Here is a 13,832-nt window from a genome sequence, read left to right as displayed (position 1 = left end):
AACCCGTTACGGCGCGCTGCCGACCACGACCACCACGCGCACGACGACGACCGCATCATGCTGCGCGGCGCTGTTTAGTAGTGCGAAAGTAGGGGTGGTGTGTTTCACGGGTAACCTTCATGTTCGTTTTGGTTAATTTGCGCTCCCATATAACCATGAGTGCGGAAAAATAGACAAGGTTTCAACACGGTAAAACCGCATAAATGCGATTAATGTCACGTTTTTTAATCGAGAATTTTTTAATCGAGAACGTTTTAAGGGCGCGTTGTTATTTCAGACCGAGTATTCTCGCTGCATCCGCGTGGTGCGCCAGCTCTGCGGTCGGGCCGTCGTGATAGATGCGGCCATCCACCACCAGTACGCTGCGCGGCGCGATGCGTATGGCATCTTCTAACTGGTGCGACACCATCAGCAGCGTTAACCGCCGTTCACGGCAAATTTCGTCTACTAACGCCAGCATCTCCTGACGCAACGCTGGGTCGAGTGCGGAGAACGGTTCGTCCAGCAGCAGGATCGGTTGCTGGCGAATCAGGCAGCGCGCCAGCGCCGCTCGTTGCCGTTGACCGCCGGAAACCTGTGATGGCAGGCGTTCCAGCAGCTCCGATAATCCCATACGACTGGCGATCATGCTTAGCGTATCCCATTGTTCCGCATTCAGTTTCAGGCCGGGGTGCAGGCCGAGCGCGATATTCTGCGCCAGCGTCAGATGGGGAAACAGATTGTTTTCCTGAAACAGGATCGACACCGGGCGTTTCGCCGGTGGTGTAGCATCGTGATCCTGTCCGTTCAACTGTAACTGGCCGCTATCGGCGGGTAGGAAACCGGCGATCAGGCTCAGTAGGGTGCTTTTACCCGCGCCGCTTGGACCCAGAATGGCAAGGCGCTCGCCGGGCTGCACCTGTAAATCGAAGCGCATCGGCAGGTGTTGGTAGAGGTAGGTCAACTTATGGAGTGCTATCATGTAAGCCCGCCAGTTTCTCAATCAGGGTAAACAGCATAAAGCACAGCAATAGCAGTAGCAGCGCTGTTACCGCGCCCTCAGCGCTGCGATAAGCACCAATCTGCTGATAAAGATAAAACGGCAGGGTGCGGAATTGCTCGTTGCCAAATAGCGCGATGATGCCGAAATCGCCCACCGACAACACTGAGGCAAAGGCCAGCGCCTGTGCGATGGGGGCGCGTAGCGCCTTCAGTTCCACCACTTTTAGGCGATGCCAGCCACGAATATCCAGTGACTGACACAACAAGCTGTAACGTGCGGCGGCGTCAGTCATTGGGTTTTCCAGCACTTTCATGGCATAAGGGATAGCCAGCAGCGCATTGGTCAGCACCACCAGCCCGTAAGGGGAAGAGGGTAACCCGATGGTGCGATTGAATAGCAGGAAAAACCCCGACGCCAGCACAATGCCTGGCATCGCCAGAATCAGCATTCCGCTCAGATCCAGCAATTGGGCGGCTAACTGCTGCTGGCGCAGTTTCAACTCCCGGCTGCTCCACAGCAGCATCAGCGTTAATGTCACGCTGAGCGCACCGGCAGCCAGCGCGATGCCAAGAGAGGTCCAGAATGTTTGCCATAAAGCGGGCTGGCGCAACACGTCTGGTAGCGAGCGGTTTAGTCCATCCACCACCACGGCCAGCAGCGGCGGCAGCAGCAGTAATAGCACCGCTGTAATCAGCAGCGTATCGGCAACGCGGCTACACAGGCTGTCTTGTGGGTCGCGCCAGTGCTGGCGATTACTGACACCGACCGCCAGTAACCGGCTCAGTCGCTGGCTGAGTAACACCAGCCCCAGACAACATACCATCTGTAATAGCGCCAACAGCGCGGCGCGCGCCGGGTCATAATCAAAGTTGAGCGCCTGATAGATAGCCAGTTCGATGGTCGTCGCCTGCGGGCCGCCACCCAGCGCCAGCACGGTAGCAAAGCTGGCAAAGCACAGCATGAAGATCAGTGCCCCGGCAGGTAAGAGCTGGCGGCGCAGCCACGGCCATTCCACCAGACGGAAGAAGTACCAGCCGCGCAGGCCGAGTTGTGCTGCCAACTGGCGTTGCTCGGTCGCAATGCCTTCCAGCGCCTGCAAGAACAGTCGGGTTGCCAGCGGCAGATTAAAAAAGACATGAGCCAGCAGGATGCCCTGCAAGCCGTAAGGCGAAAACCGGTATTCGATGCCCACCTGCATCAGCAAACGTGCCAGCCAGCCTTCCCGTCCATAGACGCTGAGAATGCCGAATACCGCCACCAGCACCGGCAGCACCAGCGTCATCGCGCACAGGCGCAGCAACAGACGATGGCCGGGAAAACGGCGGCGATACAACGCCCGCGCCAGAAACAGCGCGGGCAAGGTGGAAAGCAGTGCCGATAACAACGCCTGCCAAAAGCTGAAGCGGATGACATGCCAGAGGTAGCTGTCATTCCACAGCGACTGCCAGGGCACGCTGGGTGCGTCCAGCCACAGTGCGCCGAACGCCAGCACGGCGGTGCCAAGCAGTAAAACAGCCGCCAGCAGCCCCGGCCACAGCCAGCCGGGAATCAGCGGCTGACGGCGCGCTGCCATGCCTGAACCCAATTCGTCCGCTGTTCTGCGACTTGCTGTGGGGTAAACTCCAGCGCGCTGGCAGGCCGCGTCAGGGTGTTATAGCCTTCAGGCAACTCGGTTTTGATCACCGGGTACATCCAGTTAGTAGTCGGAATGATCTGCTGAACAGCAGGGCTTATCATAAATTGCAGAAAACGTGCTGCCAGTTGTGGGTTTTTACTGCCAGCCAGTTGGGCGGCGACTTCCACCTGCAGGTAGTGGCCTTCGCTGAAATTGGCCGCCGCATAGCTATCTTTCTTCTCGGCGATGAGATGGTAAGCCGGTGAAGTGGTGTAACTCAGCACCAGATCGGCTTCACCTTTCAGGAACAGGCCGTAGGCTTCGCTCCAGCCTTTGGTGACGGTGACGGTTTTCGCCGCCAGTTTCTGCCAGGCTTGTGGTGCTTTGTCGCCATACACGTTTTGCATCCACAACAGTAACCCCAGCCCCGGTGTGCTGGTGCGCGGATCTTCGTAGATAACCTTCCACGACTGGTTGCTTTCCACCAGTTCATGCAGGCTTCTCGGCGGGTTTTTCAGCTTGTCTTTGTTATAGACGAAGGCGAAATAGCCGTAGTCGAAGGGCAGGAAGGTGTCGTTGTGCCAGCCGCCGGGCAGCGTCAGCGTGCTGGTGTTGACGCCATGCGGGGCGAACAGGCCGGTCTGCGCCGCCGCCTGCACCAGATTGTTATCCAGTCCCAGCGCCACGTCCGCCGGGCTATTTTTGCCCTCCATACGCAGACGGTTGAGCAGCGCGACGCCATCTTCCAGCGCGACGAATTTCAGTTCGCAGTCACACTCTTTTTCAAATGCGGTTTTGACCGCCGGGCCGGGACCCCACTCCGAGGCGAACGAATCGTAGGTGTAGACCGTCAGGGTCGGTTTGGCGAACACGGGGGCGGACAGCAATAACAGACAGGACAGTAATTTCTTTAACACTTTGCGCTCCAAATTGTTGAAGGCGGCAAAGGTCTTTGAGCAAGCAGGATGCAGTCTCAAATCCCTTCGCCGGTATTAACCGGATCAGGTTCGACGGGTATTTTCTCAGCGGCGCAAACGTACATGATTGTTAGTACATGACTATTCGTACATGACTGCTCGTACATGAATGTTGGGGCCGCACCCCGTTGAGAACGGCGCTATTGTAAAGTGTTTGTCACATCAGTAAAAGCGTCATGACTGGCGGCAGAGGATCATGTTGGCGGGGCTGGCGGCGCGAACCAGGCGGACTTGAAATCGAACCAGCCCAGCGTGTTCATATGCAGTCCCCGCATGTTGGCTTGCCCTTGCAACCGCAGCCAGTGGTGGAACAGCGGATGAAGCTGCTGGCGGCTGACCAGTGACTGGCTCCAGTCCGCCAGTGATAGCTCGCCCTGACGCCACTGACGTGCGGTGTTATCCAGCTCGTCTTCCCCCAGACAATGCCGCAGCAGTGGCAGTTCATACAGCATGGCGAACAGGGAAAATTCCAGCGGCAGGTAGAAGTTAGCACTGCCGAGCCAGAGGTCGCTGGCGTCAGCGCCCTGACACCAGACGTCGAACTCCAGACTGCGTAGCGTCAGCGTGACGCCGTGCGATGCCAGCAGACGGCCTATGATGCTGCTTATCACCGCGTATTCGGGGTGATCGCGATAGCTGGTGAGGGTGAGGTGCGTCAGGCCGACGGGTTTTTCCCGCACTGCCCGCGGTGGGCTGTGATGCCAGCGCGGCAGCAGGCCATAAGCGGGAGACCAGTCGCTCTGGTACGGGCTATCGGCCAGGCCGAGCATCGCCACGGGGCTGAGTACCTGACATAACCAGTGACGAACCTCCGGGTCTGCCATCTGCGGCGAACGGCGGTCGAACAGCAGGAAATAGCAGCCTTCTTCAAGCCGATTTTCCAGTTCATTATCGATGGTGTCATCGCCTTGCAGCGTGACCGTGCAGGCGGGGATGATCGGCGCGTCCGGCAGCACCCAGATACTGACTTCGTCAATGAGCGCCCGGTAGCCGAAGTAATCGTCAAACGCGGCGATTTTTAACTGATTGGGGGAATTGCGTACCACTTTATACGGCCCGGTGCCGACAGGCTGGCGCATAAAATCCGGCAGTGTTTGCCATTCTTGCGGCAGGATCATCGCCGGTACGCTGCCGAGCAACCATGGCAGCCAGTTGTCCGGCGTATTGAGCCGGATATCCAGCACAAACGGTGTCGGTGACGATATATCGGTTAAATGGGAGAACAGCGGTAGCGTCTTCAGCCGGGACAACGAGGCGATCACGTCCTCCATGGTCAGTTCCCGACCATGGTGAAAACGAATCGCCGGGCGCAAATAGAAACGCCAGTGCCGCGGCGACAGCGCCTGCCAGTGGTGAGCGATATCCGGCAGCAGTTCCCCATTTTCCTCATTTAAGCTGGTCAGCCCGCTGAAAATCTGGCGGGCGATGTGGGTTTCCGAACGCCGTAACGCACTGCCGGGCAACAGGTTGTGCATGGGTCGGTAGTACAGGATACGCAACAGGTGGCGTCCTTGCCGTACACTGCGGCCAAGGTGCGACAGTAGCATCTGGCGTACGGTTTCTTTGTCGCCCACCAGTTGTACCAACTGGTCGATGCGATCCTGCTCCAGCAGGTCTTCGGCCCGCTGCTGTTGCAGCGTCAATCCAGTGTAGATAAAGCCGAGGTGCGAGCGTTTACCGCGTCCGGCTTCCGCTTGCCAGGTGAGCCAGCCTTGTCGCTGCATAGCACTCAGCAGTGAGCGGACATGACGGCGTGAGCAACTGAGCAACAGCGCCAGCTCTTGCAGCGTGGTATCGGTATCCTGACCTTGCAGGCATTGCCATAACCGGATGAATTGTTGTTGCAGGCGAGGGGAGGACATAAAAGGGGAACTCCACGATTCAAGGTCATCAATATATTTTTCCCTATATTACGCGGATACTGAATAGCAGTGAATGGTTCTGTGCGTGAACCGTCGTGAAGGGGAGGCTATATGTGCCGGTTATTCCGCTTTTATACCCGTCATACTTCAAGTTGCAGGTGCGTTGGCTTTCCTCGCTCACCCCAGTCACTTACTTGAGTAAGCTCCTGGGGATTCTCTGCGTCGCCGCCTTCCTGCAACTCGAATTATTTAGGGTATATCGTCGCTGGCTTTGCCGAGGCTGTCGTCGGGGATGGGGTGTACTCACCGCTACCCAGCGAATGGCATTGCTGTTACAGGTTACGCAGTGGCAGATCCAGGATATGGAGGAGGAAGACTATCGTCGCTGGCTGTAAAGCTGACGGCATCAAATGAGAGTGAGAACGTCGGCGGGAAACCGCCGTAGTGTTCTGAGTAATGGTGCTGTTCACCAGCCAGCGGCGTGTTCCGCTGGCTTTTTTATGGCAGGTTTTCTGGTGGCGTGTTATTCCACCGGTTTCAGCCGGGCGACAAAGTGGCGCAATACCGGCGGCTCATAGGTGAAGGTCAGCCCTTTGATGCTGCTGGCTCTCTCCTTGAGTGCAATCAACGAATCGGCGATGTAATCCATGTGATCGTTGGTATACACCCGGCGTGGAATGGTCAGGCGCAGCAGTTCCAGCGGCGAGGGTTTCTGTTCGCCAGTATCCGGGTCCCGTCCCAGCAGTAATGAGCCGATTTCTACGCTGCGAATGCCCGCTTCCAGATACAGCTCGTTATTCAGCGCTTGTGCCGGGAACTGTTCCGCCGGGATATGCGGCAGCAGCTTTTTCGCATCGACAAACACCGCGTGCCCACCTACCGGGTACTGAATTGGGATACCACCGGCGCGCAGGCGTTCGCCAAGGTAGGTCACCTGACCGATGCGGTAAGTCAGATAATCTTCGTTCATGCCTTCTTCCAGACCGATGGCCAGTGCTTCCATGTCGCGCCCAGCCAGTCCGCCGTAAGTGACGAACCCTTCCATTGGCACACAGCGAATGCGCACCTCGTTGAACAGCTCTTCGTCGCTGCGAAAACAGCACAGGCCGCCAATGTTCACCATCGGGTCCTTCTTCGCTGACATGGTGAGCATGTCGCCGTATTGGTACATCTCATGGACGATCGCTTTGATCGAGCGGTTCTCATAACCGGCTTCACGTTGTTTAATAAACCAGGCATTTTCACAGAAGCGTGCGGAGTCGATCACCACCGGAATACCGTGTTGCTGCGCGATGCGATACACCTCACGCATATTGCCCATTGAAATCGGCTGGCCGCCGGAGCTGTTGCAGGTGACGGTGGTGATGATGGCCACGACGTTGTCCGCACCGTGTTGCTCGATGGTGGTCTGTAACAGGTCAAGGTCGAAATCGCCTTTCCAGTCGTAATAGGTGGTGGTGTCGAAGGCTTTTGGTGTCACCACGTTGATGGCGCGCGCGCCGTTCAGCTCCACATGGGCAGCGGTGGTGTCGAAATGGAAGTTAGAAATAAACACCGGTTTTTTACCGCCACCTGCACGCTGCTTTTTGGCTATCAGACACGGGAACAGAATCTGTTCTGCCCCACGCCCCTGATGGGTAGGAATGGTAAACGGATACCCCAGCAGCGTTTGTACTTTTTCACACAGATGGTAGTAGTTGCGCGACCCGGCGTAGGCTTCGTCGCCCATCATCAACCCTGCCCACTGACGGTCGCTCATGGCGCCGGTGCCGGAGTCGGTCAGCAGGTCGATGTAGACATCCTCGCTGCGCAACAAAAACGGGTTATAGCCTGCTTCCTGCAAGGCTTTTTCCCGGTCGTCGCGGGTGGTCATACGGATGTTTTCTACCATTTTGATGCGAAAAGGTTCAGGGATGCGTTTCATGCAATATCTCCATGACGCCAGTCAGCAGGCAGGTTTGCCGCTGTATGACGTCAAAAATAATAAATTGAAATAAAAGGGGAAAAATCAGCGTCAGGCTGAATCAGGCATGAAACGAGCGTGGGAAATCGTCGGTAAGGCGGTGGTCGATGTTGAACCAGGGGCGACAGTCGCCGGAGAGGCTCAGGCGATAACACCGGATGATGCGTGTCATGAGGTCTCCTTATCTCGTGAATAACGAACAATCAGCATAGGCGAAAAGTGCCGGACAAAACCGTGATCCCACAGGCAATCCAAAGTGGGGAAGTCATGGTTTATTTGAGAATGTAAATTGAATTAATAATATTTCTCATTACTTATTTTAGATGGTAAAACTGTGCGGAGTTTGGCATCAGTACATCGTTTTCAGACCGTGTTGCTGGAGAATCACTAAAAAAAGAGGTAAGGGCGGGTTATGGCTGGGGTAAAGGAATATAAAGTATTTGATGTTAGGTTGGCTCACAAAACATTGCTTACTCCATCGCTGATGCGTTGTGTATTCAGGGGAGAGGCGGTGAAGATGATGAAGATTTGCTCGCCGGATCAACGTATTAAAGTGTTACTGCCCGCCGAAGACGGCACGCCGCCGCGCCTGCCGGATGTCGGCGAGTGGTATAAGCTGGTGCAGGCGATGCCCAAATTACAACGCCCAATCCCCCGCACTTACACCCTTCGCAGTCTGGATACCGACGCTGGCGAAATGGTGGTGGAATTCGTGGTGCATGGCACCGAAGGACCGGCTTCGGCCTGGGTACTGAGCGCACAACCCGGTGCAGTGTTGCAGGTGGTAGCGCCGCGCGGCGATTTTGCCGGTGATAATGGCGGCTACGAGTGGGTGCTGTCGGAAAACACCCGTCATGTGCTGCTGATGGGCGATGAAACTGCATTACCGGCGATCAAAGGCATTCTGGAACAGTTGGCGCAGCAGGATAACCCACCGCAGGTGCAGGCGTTTATCGAAGTACCGTTACAGGCCGATTGCACTGACGATTATCGCAATTTGCCGTTCGCCGAGGTGGTCTGGTTGCCGCGTGAAGGCACGGGCGCGACCTATGGTGAGCGTTTGCTGGAGGCGGCACGCCATTGGTCATGCCCGACAGCACAGGTGCAGGCAAGCCCTGTTATGGTGACGGATATTGCTGATGGTGAGAAGGTCTGGGAACCGGCCAGTGCGCAGCAAGGGCAGTTCTTCGGGTGGGTAGCGGCTGAATCCTCAGCGGTGAAGGCGTTGCGCCGGTATCTGCTGGCAGAAAAAGGCCTGGCGCAGGAATCCGTCACCTTTATGGCCTACTGGAGCCGTGGTCCGCGTTCTCATTGAGGTTGTCGACAAACAACCGCGTTGTTTTTGTTGCTGACGAGTTTATGCAAGACCGGTGGGAGGTTTCGTGCGCGATAACGTCGATTCTCCCTTTGCAGCACCGCCGCACGCACGACAAGGAGAGGCTCAGACGCCGCCTCTCCTTGACCACTGGCTTGAGGGCTAAACTGTGCCGCTTCGCGGTTCCTTCGGCGTTCGCCTTCGCTGTTCGGGCCGCCCGTGACGCGTTCCAGACGCGGCACGGGCTTTCGCGGCATCCATGCCGCTCACCCGGCGAAGTCACCCACCTCAGCACAGTTTTTGACGCCGGAAAACCCTTTATCTGCACTTAAGTGGTTTAAAAGCCCACAAAGCCAAACTAGCGTAGAAACGCCGGTTGTTGCTGCTCGTAACGGGCGATGGCGTCCTCGTGCTGCAGCGTCAGGCCGATGCTGTCCAGACCGTTGATCATGCAGTGACGGCGGAAGCTGTCTATCTCAAACGAGTAGGTGTTGTCACCCGCTTTAACCTGCTGAGCTTCCAGATCCACGGTGAAGGTAATGCCTTCATGGCTGGCTACCAGTTTGAACAGGTCGTCGATATCGGCATCGCTCAGTTTGACCGGCAACAGTTGGTTGTTGAACGAGTTGCCGTAGAAAATATCGGCAAAGCTCGGTGCGATCACCACCTTAAAACCGTAGTCGGTCAGCGCCCACGGCGCGTGCTCGCGGGAAGAGCCGCAGCCGAAGTTTTCGCGTGCCAGCAGAATGCTGGCACCTTTATAGCGCGGCTGGTTCAGCACGAAGTCCGGGTTAGGCTGCTGGCCAGCGTCATCCAGAAAACGCCAGTCGTGGAACAGATGCTGACCGAAACCGGTACGGGTCACCTTTTGCAGAAACTGCTTCGGGATAATCGCATCGGTATCGACGTTGGCGGCATCCAGCGGCACCACCAAACCAGTGTGTTGGGTAAATTTAGCCATGGATTGCCTCTCTTAATTCAGTTCACGAATGTCTGCGAAACGACCAGTAACCGCTGCCGCAGCCGCCATCGCCGGGCTGACCAGATGGGTACGACCGCCACGGCCCTGACGCCCTTCAAAGTTACGGTTGCTGGTAGACGCGCAGCGCTCGCCCGGATTCAGACGGTCGTTATTCATCGCCAGACACATGGAGCAACCGGGCAGACGCCATTCGAAACCGGCATCCAGGAAGATCTTGTCCAGACCTTCGGCTTCCGCCTGCGCTTTAACCGGGCCAGAACCGGGCACGACATAGGCTTGCACGCCGTCGGCCACTTTGCGTCCTTTGGCAATGGCGGCGGCGGCGCGCAAGTCTTCAATACGCGAGTTGGTGCAGGAACCGATAAATACTTTGTCGATAGCGACTTCCGTCAGTTTTACACCCGGCTGCAAGCCCATATACGCCAGCGCTTTTTCCGCCGAAGCGCGTTCCACCGGGTCGTTGAAGGATTCCGGCATCGGAATGATTTGGTCAACGGCGATCACCTGACCGGGGTTAGTACCCCAGGTCACCTGCGGGGCGATATCGGCGGCGTTCAATGTCACTACTGCGTCGTAGTGGGCATCGGCATCGGAACGCAGGGTTTTCCAGTATGCTACTGCGGCGTCCCAGCCGCTGCCGGTGGGGGCGAACTGACGGCCCTTCAGGTAAGCGAAGGTGGTGTCGTCCGGGGCCACCAGACCCGCTTTGGCGCCCATTTCGATCGCCATATTGCACAGGGTCATGCGACCTTCCATGCTCAGCGCTTCAATAGCTTTTCCGGTGAATTCCACGACATGGCCAGTACCGCCGGCGCTGCCGGTTTTACCGATGATTGCCAGCACGATGTCTTTAGCGGTGATGCCCGGTGCCGCATCCCCCACGACCTCGATCTTCATGGTTTTGGCGCGGCCTTGTTTCAGTGTCTGCGTCGCCAGTACATGCTCGACCTCAGAGGTACCGATACCGAATGCCAGTGCGCCGAACGCGCCGTGGGTGGCGGTGTGGGAGTCGCCGCAGACGATGGTCATCCCCGGCAGCGTCATACCTTGTTCTGGCCCGATAACGTGTACGATGCCCTGAAATGGGTGGTTCAGGTCATACAGTTGTACGCCAAATTCGGCGCAGTTCTTAATCAGTTCCTGCATCTGGATGCGCGCCATTTCGCCACTGGCGTTAATGTCACGCGTTTGAGTGGACACGTTATGGTCCATGGTGGCGAAGGTTTTGCCCGGCTGACGGACTTTACGGCCCATGGCGCGCAAACCGTCAAATGCTTGCGGCGAGGTCACCTCATGCACCAGATGGCAGTCGATATACAACAGCGGGGTTTCATTCGGTGCTTCATGCACTACGTGTGCATCGAACAGCTTCTGATATAAGGTCTTACCCATGATTACGCCCCTTCTGCTACAAATCGGGCAATGGCATCGCCCATTTCGTCGGTGGTGACGGCTTTGCCGCCGTTAGCCAGATCGCCGGTGCGGTAACCTTCCGCCAGCGCCTGGTTGACTGCCTGCTCAATCGCGGTGGCGGCGTCATCCGCCCCCAGGCTGTAGCGCAGCAGCAACGCGGCGGACAGAATTTGGGCGATCGGGTTGGCGATGTTCTTGCCGGCGATATCCGGTGCGGAACCGCCCGCTGGTTCGAACAGACCAAAGCCCTGCTCGTTGAGGCTGGCGGACGGCAACATGCCCATCGAACCGGTGATCATTGCGCACTCGTCGGACAGAATGTCGCCGAACAGGTTGGAACACAGCAGCACGTCAAACTGAGACGGGTCTTTAATCAACTGCATGGTGGCGTTGTCGATGTACAGATGATTCAACTGGACATCCGGGTAGTCGCGTGAGATTTCGTTGACGATTTCGCGCCACATGATCGAGCTTTGCAGCACGTTAGCTTTATCGATGGAGGTGACGATGCTGCGGCGTTTGCGCGCCGACTCAAAGGCGATGCGCGCAATCCGCTCGATTTCGAAACGGTGATACACCTCGGTATCAAACGCGCGTTCATACATACCGCTGCCTTCGCGGCCCTTCGGCTGGCCGAAGTAGATGCCGCCGGTCAGTTCGCGCACGCACAGAATGTCGAAACCGTTGGCGGCGATGTCGCTACGCAGCGGGCAGAAGGCTTCCAGCCCCTGATACAAGCGCGCCGGGCGCAGGTTGCTGAACAGGCGAAAATGTTTGCGCAGCGGCAGCAGCGCGCCACGCTCTGGTTGCTCTGCCGGCGGCAGATGTTCCCATTTCGGGCCGCCGACCGAGCCGAACAGAATGGCGTCAGCCTGCTCACAGCCTTCAACCGTGCCCTGCGGCAGCGGCGTACCCTGACGGTCGATGGCGATGCCGCCGACGTCGTATTCGCTGGTGGTGATACGCAGATCAAAACGCTGGCGAACCGCATCCAATACTTTATACGCCTGAGCCATCACTTCCGGGCCGATGCCGTCACCGGGTAAGACGGCGATATGGTAACTCTTGCTCATCACACTGTTTCCTGACTGTTGTGTTTGTTGTGTTGCTGCAAACGTTGCACTTCTTTTTCGACCAGTTGTGCACGTTTGATATTGTTTAATACGTTAACCATCGCGTTAGCGGAGGATTCGACGATATCGGTCGCCAGACCCACGCCGTGGAAACGGCGCTCTTGATATTCCACCACGATATCCACCTGGCCGAGCGCTTCTTTGCCTTGCCCTTTGGCGGACAACTGGTATTTGACCAGATTGATCGGGTAGCCGGTGATACGGTTAATCGCCTGATACACCGCATCAACCGGACCGTTGCCGGTAGCGGCTTCAGATAGTGTCTCGTCACCACATGACAATTTGACGGATGCTGTTGCCATCACACTAGAGCCAGACTGTACGCTAAAGTAGTCCAGACGATAAAATTCGGAACTTTCCTGCTGGTTGTTGATGAACGCCAGTGCTTCCAGATCATAGTCGAACACCTGGCCTTTCTTGTCAGCCAGTTTGAGGAAGTCGGCGTACAGCGTATCCAGATTGTAATCGCCTTCTTTATAACCCATCTCTTCCATGCGGTGCTTGACCGCGGCACGACCGGAACGGGACGTCAGGTTCAACTGCACTTCTTTCAGGCCAATCGATTCCGGCGTCATGATTTCGTAGTTTTCGCGGTTCTTCAGCACGCCGTCCTGATGGATGCCGGAAGAGTGAGCGAAGGCGTTGGAACCCACCACCGCCTTGTTGGCCGGGATCGGCATGTTGCAGATCTGGCTGACTATCTGGCTGGTGCGATAGATTTCCTGATGATTGATGCTGGTATGCAGGTTCATTAACTGGTTGCGAACTTTGAGCGACATGATCACCTCTTCCAGCGCGCAGTTGCCAGCACGTTCGCCGATGCCGTTCAGCGTGCCTTCTACCTGGCGTGCGCCGGCGTGTACTGCCGCCATGGCGTTGCCCACGGCCAGACCGAGATCGTCATGGGTGTGTACGGAAATGATGGCCTTATCAATGTTAGGCACGCGCTGATACAGTGAGGCGATGATGTTGCCGAATTCGTGCGGCAGCGTGTAACCGACGGTGTCGGGGATGTTGATGGTACGGGCACCGGCATTGATAGCCGCTTCCACCACCCGGCTCAGATCTTCGATAGGGGTACGGCCAGCGTCTTCACAGGAAAATTCCACATCGTCGGTATAGTTGCGGGCGCGTTTGATCATGTAAGTCGCCCGTTCGATGACGTCATCCAGCGTGCTGCGCAGTTTAGTGGCGATATGCATCGGCGAGGTGGCGATAAAGGTATGGATACGGAATGCCTCGGCAACGCGCAAGGATTCAGCCGCCACATCAATGTCTTTTTCAACGCAGCGGGCAAGGGCGCAAACACGACTGTTTTTGATGTTACGGGCGATGGTCTGTACGGATTCGAAATCGCCGGGAGAGGAGACGGGAAAACCGACTTCCATTACATCGACGCCCATCCTTTCCAGCGCCAGGGCAATCTGGAGCTTTTCCTTCACGCTCAGGCTGGCCTGCAACGCTTGCTCACCGTCACGCAACGTGGTATCGAAAATAATCACTTGTTGGTTCATCGGTCTGGTTCCTTGTTCTGTTTGCTTTGGCGCCCGGCGAGTAAAAAAAAACCCGCGCAATGGCGCGGGTTTTTAT

General features: G+C 56.8%; 12 protein-coding genes and 1 riboswitch. Of the genes, 2 read left to right on the top strand and 10 right to left on the bottom strand.

The genetic code is table 11. The features are described from left to right. Nucleotides 1-268: 268 nt before the first annotated feature. The 4 genes from thiQ to sgrR form a co-directional block, all read right to left on the bottom strand. Nucleotides 269-961: a thiamine ABC transporter ATP-binding protein ThiQ gene (gene thiQ / locus Dpoa2040_RS12830; protein WP_042872815.1), complete on the bottom strand. Its 693-nt coding sequence runs from the start codon at nt 959-961 to the stop codon at nt 269-271. After that, complete coding sequence (gene thiP, locus Dpoa2040_RS12825) at nt 945-2,555, bottom strand: thiamine/thiamine pyrophosphate ABC transporter permease ThiP (protein WP_042872814.1); 1,611 nt, start codon at nt 2,553-2,555, stop codon at nt 945-947. The genes thiQ and thiP overlap by 17 nt, the downstream gene beginning before the upstream one ends. Then, nucleotides 2,531-3,514, bottom strand: coding sequence for a thiamine ABC transporter substrate binding subunit (gene thiB / locus Dpoa2040_RS12820; RefSeq protein ID WP_042872812.1), 984 nt, complete (start codon nt 3,512-3,514; stop codon nt 2,531-2,533). Before thiB ends, thiP begins: the two co-directional genes overlap by 25 nt. A 43-nt stretch (nt 3,515-3,557) precedes the next feature. Next, a riboswitch (TPP riboswitch) is annotated at nt 3,558-3,712 on the bottom strand. A gap of 56 nt (nt 3,713-3,768) precedes the next feature. Further along, nucleotides 3,769-5,436 (bottom strand): HTH-type transcriptional regulator SgrR, encoded by a 1,668-nt coding sequence (sgrR, locus tag Dpoa2040_RS12815; RefSeq protein ID WP_042872810.1) that lies wholly within the window; start codon nt 5,434-5,436, stop codon nt 3,769-3,771. A gap of 194 nt (nt 5,437-5,630) precedes the next feature. Between sgrR and sgrT the strand changes: the two genes are divergently transcribed. Beyond that, complete coding sequence (gene sgrT / locus Dpoa2040_RS12810) at nt 5,631-5,831, top strand: glucose uptake inhibitor SgrT (RefSeq protein ID WP_227983112.1); 201 nt, start codon at nt 5,631-5,633, stop codon at nt 5,829-5,831. A gap of 128 nt (nt 5,832-5,959) precedes the next feature. On the opposite strand, the gene tnaA is transcribed toward sgrT, so the two are convergent. Together tnaA and tnaC are read right to left on the bottom strand one after the other, a co-directional pair. Next, on the bottom strand, nt 5,960-7,360 hold the full coding sequence (gene tnaA, locus Dpoa2040_RS12805) for a tryptophanase (RefSeq protein WP_168641478.1): 1,401 nt from the start codon (nt 7,358-7,360) through the stop codon (nt 5,960-5,962). Nucleotides 7,361-7,460: 100 nt separating this feature from the next. Beyond that, nucleotides 7,461-7,571, bottom strand: a complete 111-nt coding sequence (gene tnaC / locus Dpoa2040_RS12800; protein WP_071603311.1) for a tryptophanase leader peptide — start codon at nt 7,569-7,571, stop codon at nt 7,461-7,463. Nucleotides 7,572-7,811: 240 nt separating this feature from the next. Between tnaC and Dpoa2040_RS12795 the strand changes: the two genes are divergently transcribed. Continuing rightward, a complete protein-coding gene (locus Dpoa2040_RS12795; RefSeq protein ID WP_168641477.1) occupies nt 7,812-8,714 on the top strand; it encodes a siderophore-interacting protein in 903 nt (300 codons plus the stop codon). A 358-nt stretch (nt 8,715-9,072) separates the two neighbouring features. Here Dpoa2040_RS12795 and leuD read toward each other — a convergent pair whose 3' ends face one another. Genes leuD through leuA form a run of 4 tightly spaced genes read right to left on the bottom strand, consistent with a single transcriptional unit; the run spans nt 9,073 to nt 13,756 of the window. After that, nucleotides 9,073-9,675 carry a 3-isopropylmalate dehydratase small subunit gene (gene leuD / locus Dpoa2040_RS12790; protein ID WP_168641476.1) on the bottom strand — a complete coding sequence of 201 codons (603 nt, stop codon included), beginning with the start codon at nt 9,673-9,675 and terminating at the stop codon, nt 9,073-9,075. A 12-nt stretch (nt 9,676-9,687) separates the two neighbouring features. Then, nucleotides 9,688-11,088, bottom strand: a complete 1,401-nt coding sequence (gene leuC, locus Dpoa2040_RS12785; RefSeq protein ID WP_168641475.1) for a 3-isopropylmalate dehydratase large subunit — start codon at nt 11,086-11,088, stop codon at nt 9,688-9,690. A 2-nt stretch (nt 11,089-11,090) separates the two neighbouring features. Next, on the bottom strand, nt 11,091-12,182 hold the full coding sequence (gene leuB / locus Dpoa2040_RS12780) for a 3-isopropylmalate dehydrogenase (protein WP_168641474.1): 1,092 nt from the start codon (nt 12,180-12,182) through the stop codon (nt 11,091-11,093). Then, on the bottom strand, nt 12,182-13,756 hold the full coding sequence (gene leuA, locus Dpoa2040_RS12775; protein WP_168641473.1) for a 2-isopropylmalate synthase: 1,575 nt from the start codon (nt 13,754-13,756) through the stop codon (nt 12,182-12,184). The genes leuB and leuA overlap by 1 nt, the downstream gene beginning before the upstream one ends. Nucleotides 13,757-13,832 lie beyond the last annotated feature (76 nt).

Source organism: Dickeya sp. CFBP 2040 (assembly GCF_012273755.1).
GTDB lineage: Bacteria > Pseudomonadota > Gammaproteobacteria > Enterobacterales > Enterobacteriaceae > Dickeya > Dickeya poaceiphila.
Note: the sequence above shows the minus strand (reverse complement) of the source record. Positions and strands in the feature narration are given on the sequence as shown.

Bases quoted from the DNA above. Each gene is read 5' to 3' on its own strand.
- tnaC (WP_071603311.1), bottom strand. From the start codon at position 7,571: ATGACACGCATCATCCGGTGTTATCGCCTGAGCCTCTCCGGCGACTGT.
- tnaA (WP_168641478.1), bottom strand. From the start codon at position 7,360: ATGAAACGCATCCCTGAACCTTTTCGCATCAAAATGGTAGAAAACATC.
- Dpoa2040_RS12795 (WP_168641477.1), top strand. From the start codon at position 7,812: ATGGCTGGGGTAAAGGAATATAAAGTATTTGATGTTAGGTTGGCTCAC.
- leuD (WP_168641476.1), bottom strand. From the start codon at position 9,675: ATGGCTAAATTTACCCAACACACTGGTTTGGTGGTGCCGCTGGATGCC.
- thiP (WP_042872814.1), bottom strand. From the start codon at position 2,555: ATGGCAGCGCGCCGTCAGCCGCTGATTCCCGGCTGGCTGTGGCCGGGG.
- leuA (WP_168641473.1), bottom strand. From the start codon at position 13,756: ATGAACCAACAAGTGATTATTTTCGATACCACGTTGCGTGACGGTGAG.
- leuC (WP_168641475.1), bottom strand. From the start codon at position 11,088: ATGGGTAAGACCTTATATCAGAAGCTGTTCGATGCACACGTAGTGCAT.
- sgrR (WP_042872810.1), bottom strand. From the start codon at position 5,436: ATGTCCTCCCCTCGCCTGCAACAACAATTCATCCGGTTATGGCAATGC.
- thiQ (WP_042872815.1), bottom strand. From the start codon at position 961: ATGATAGCACTCCATAAGTTGACCTACCTCTACCAACACCTGCCGATG.
- leuB (WP_168641474.1), bottom strand. From the start codon at position 12,182: ATGAGCAAGAGTTACCATATCGCCGTCTTACCCGGTGACGGCATCGGC.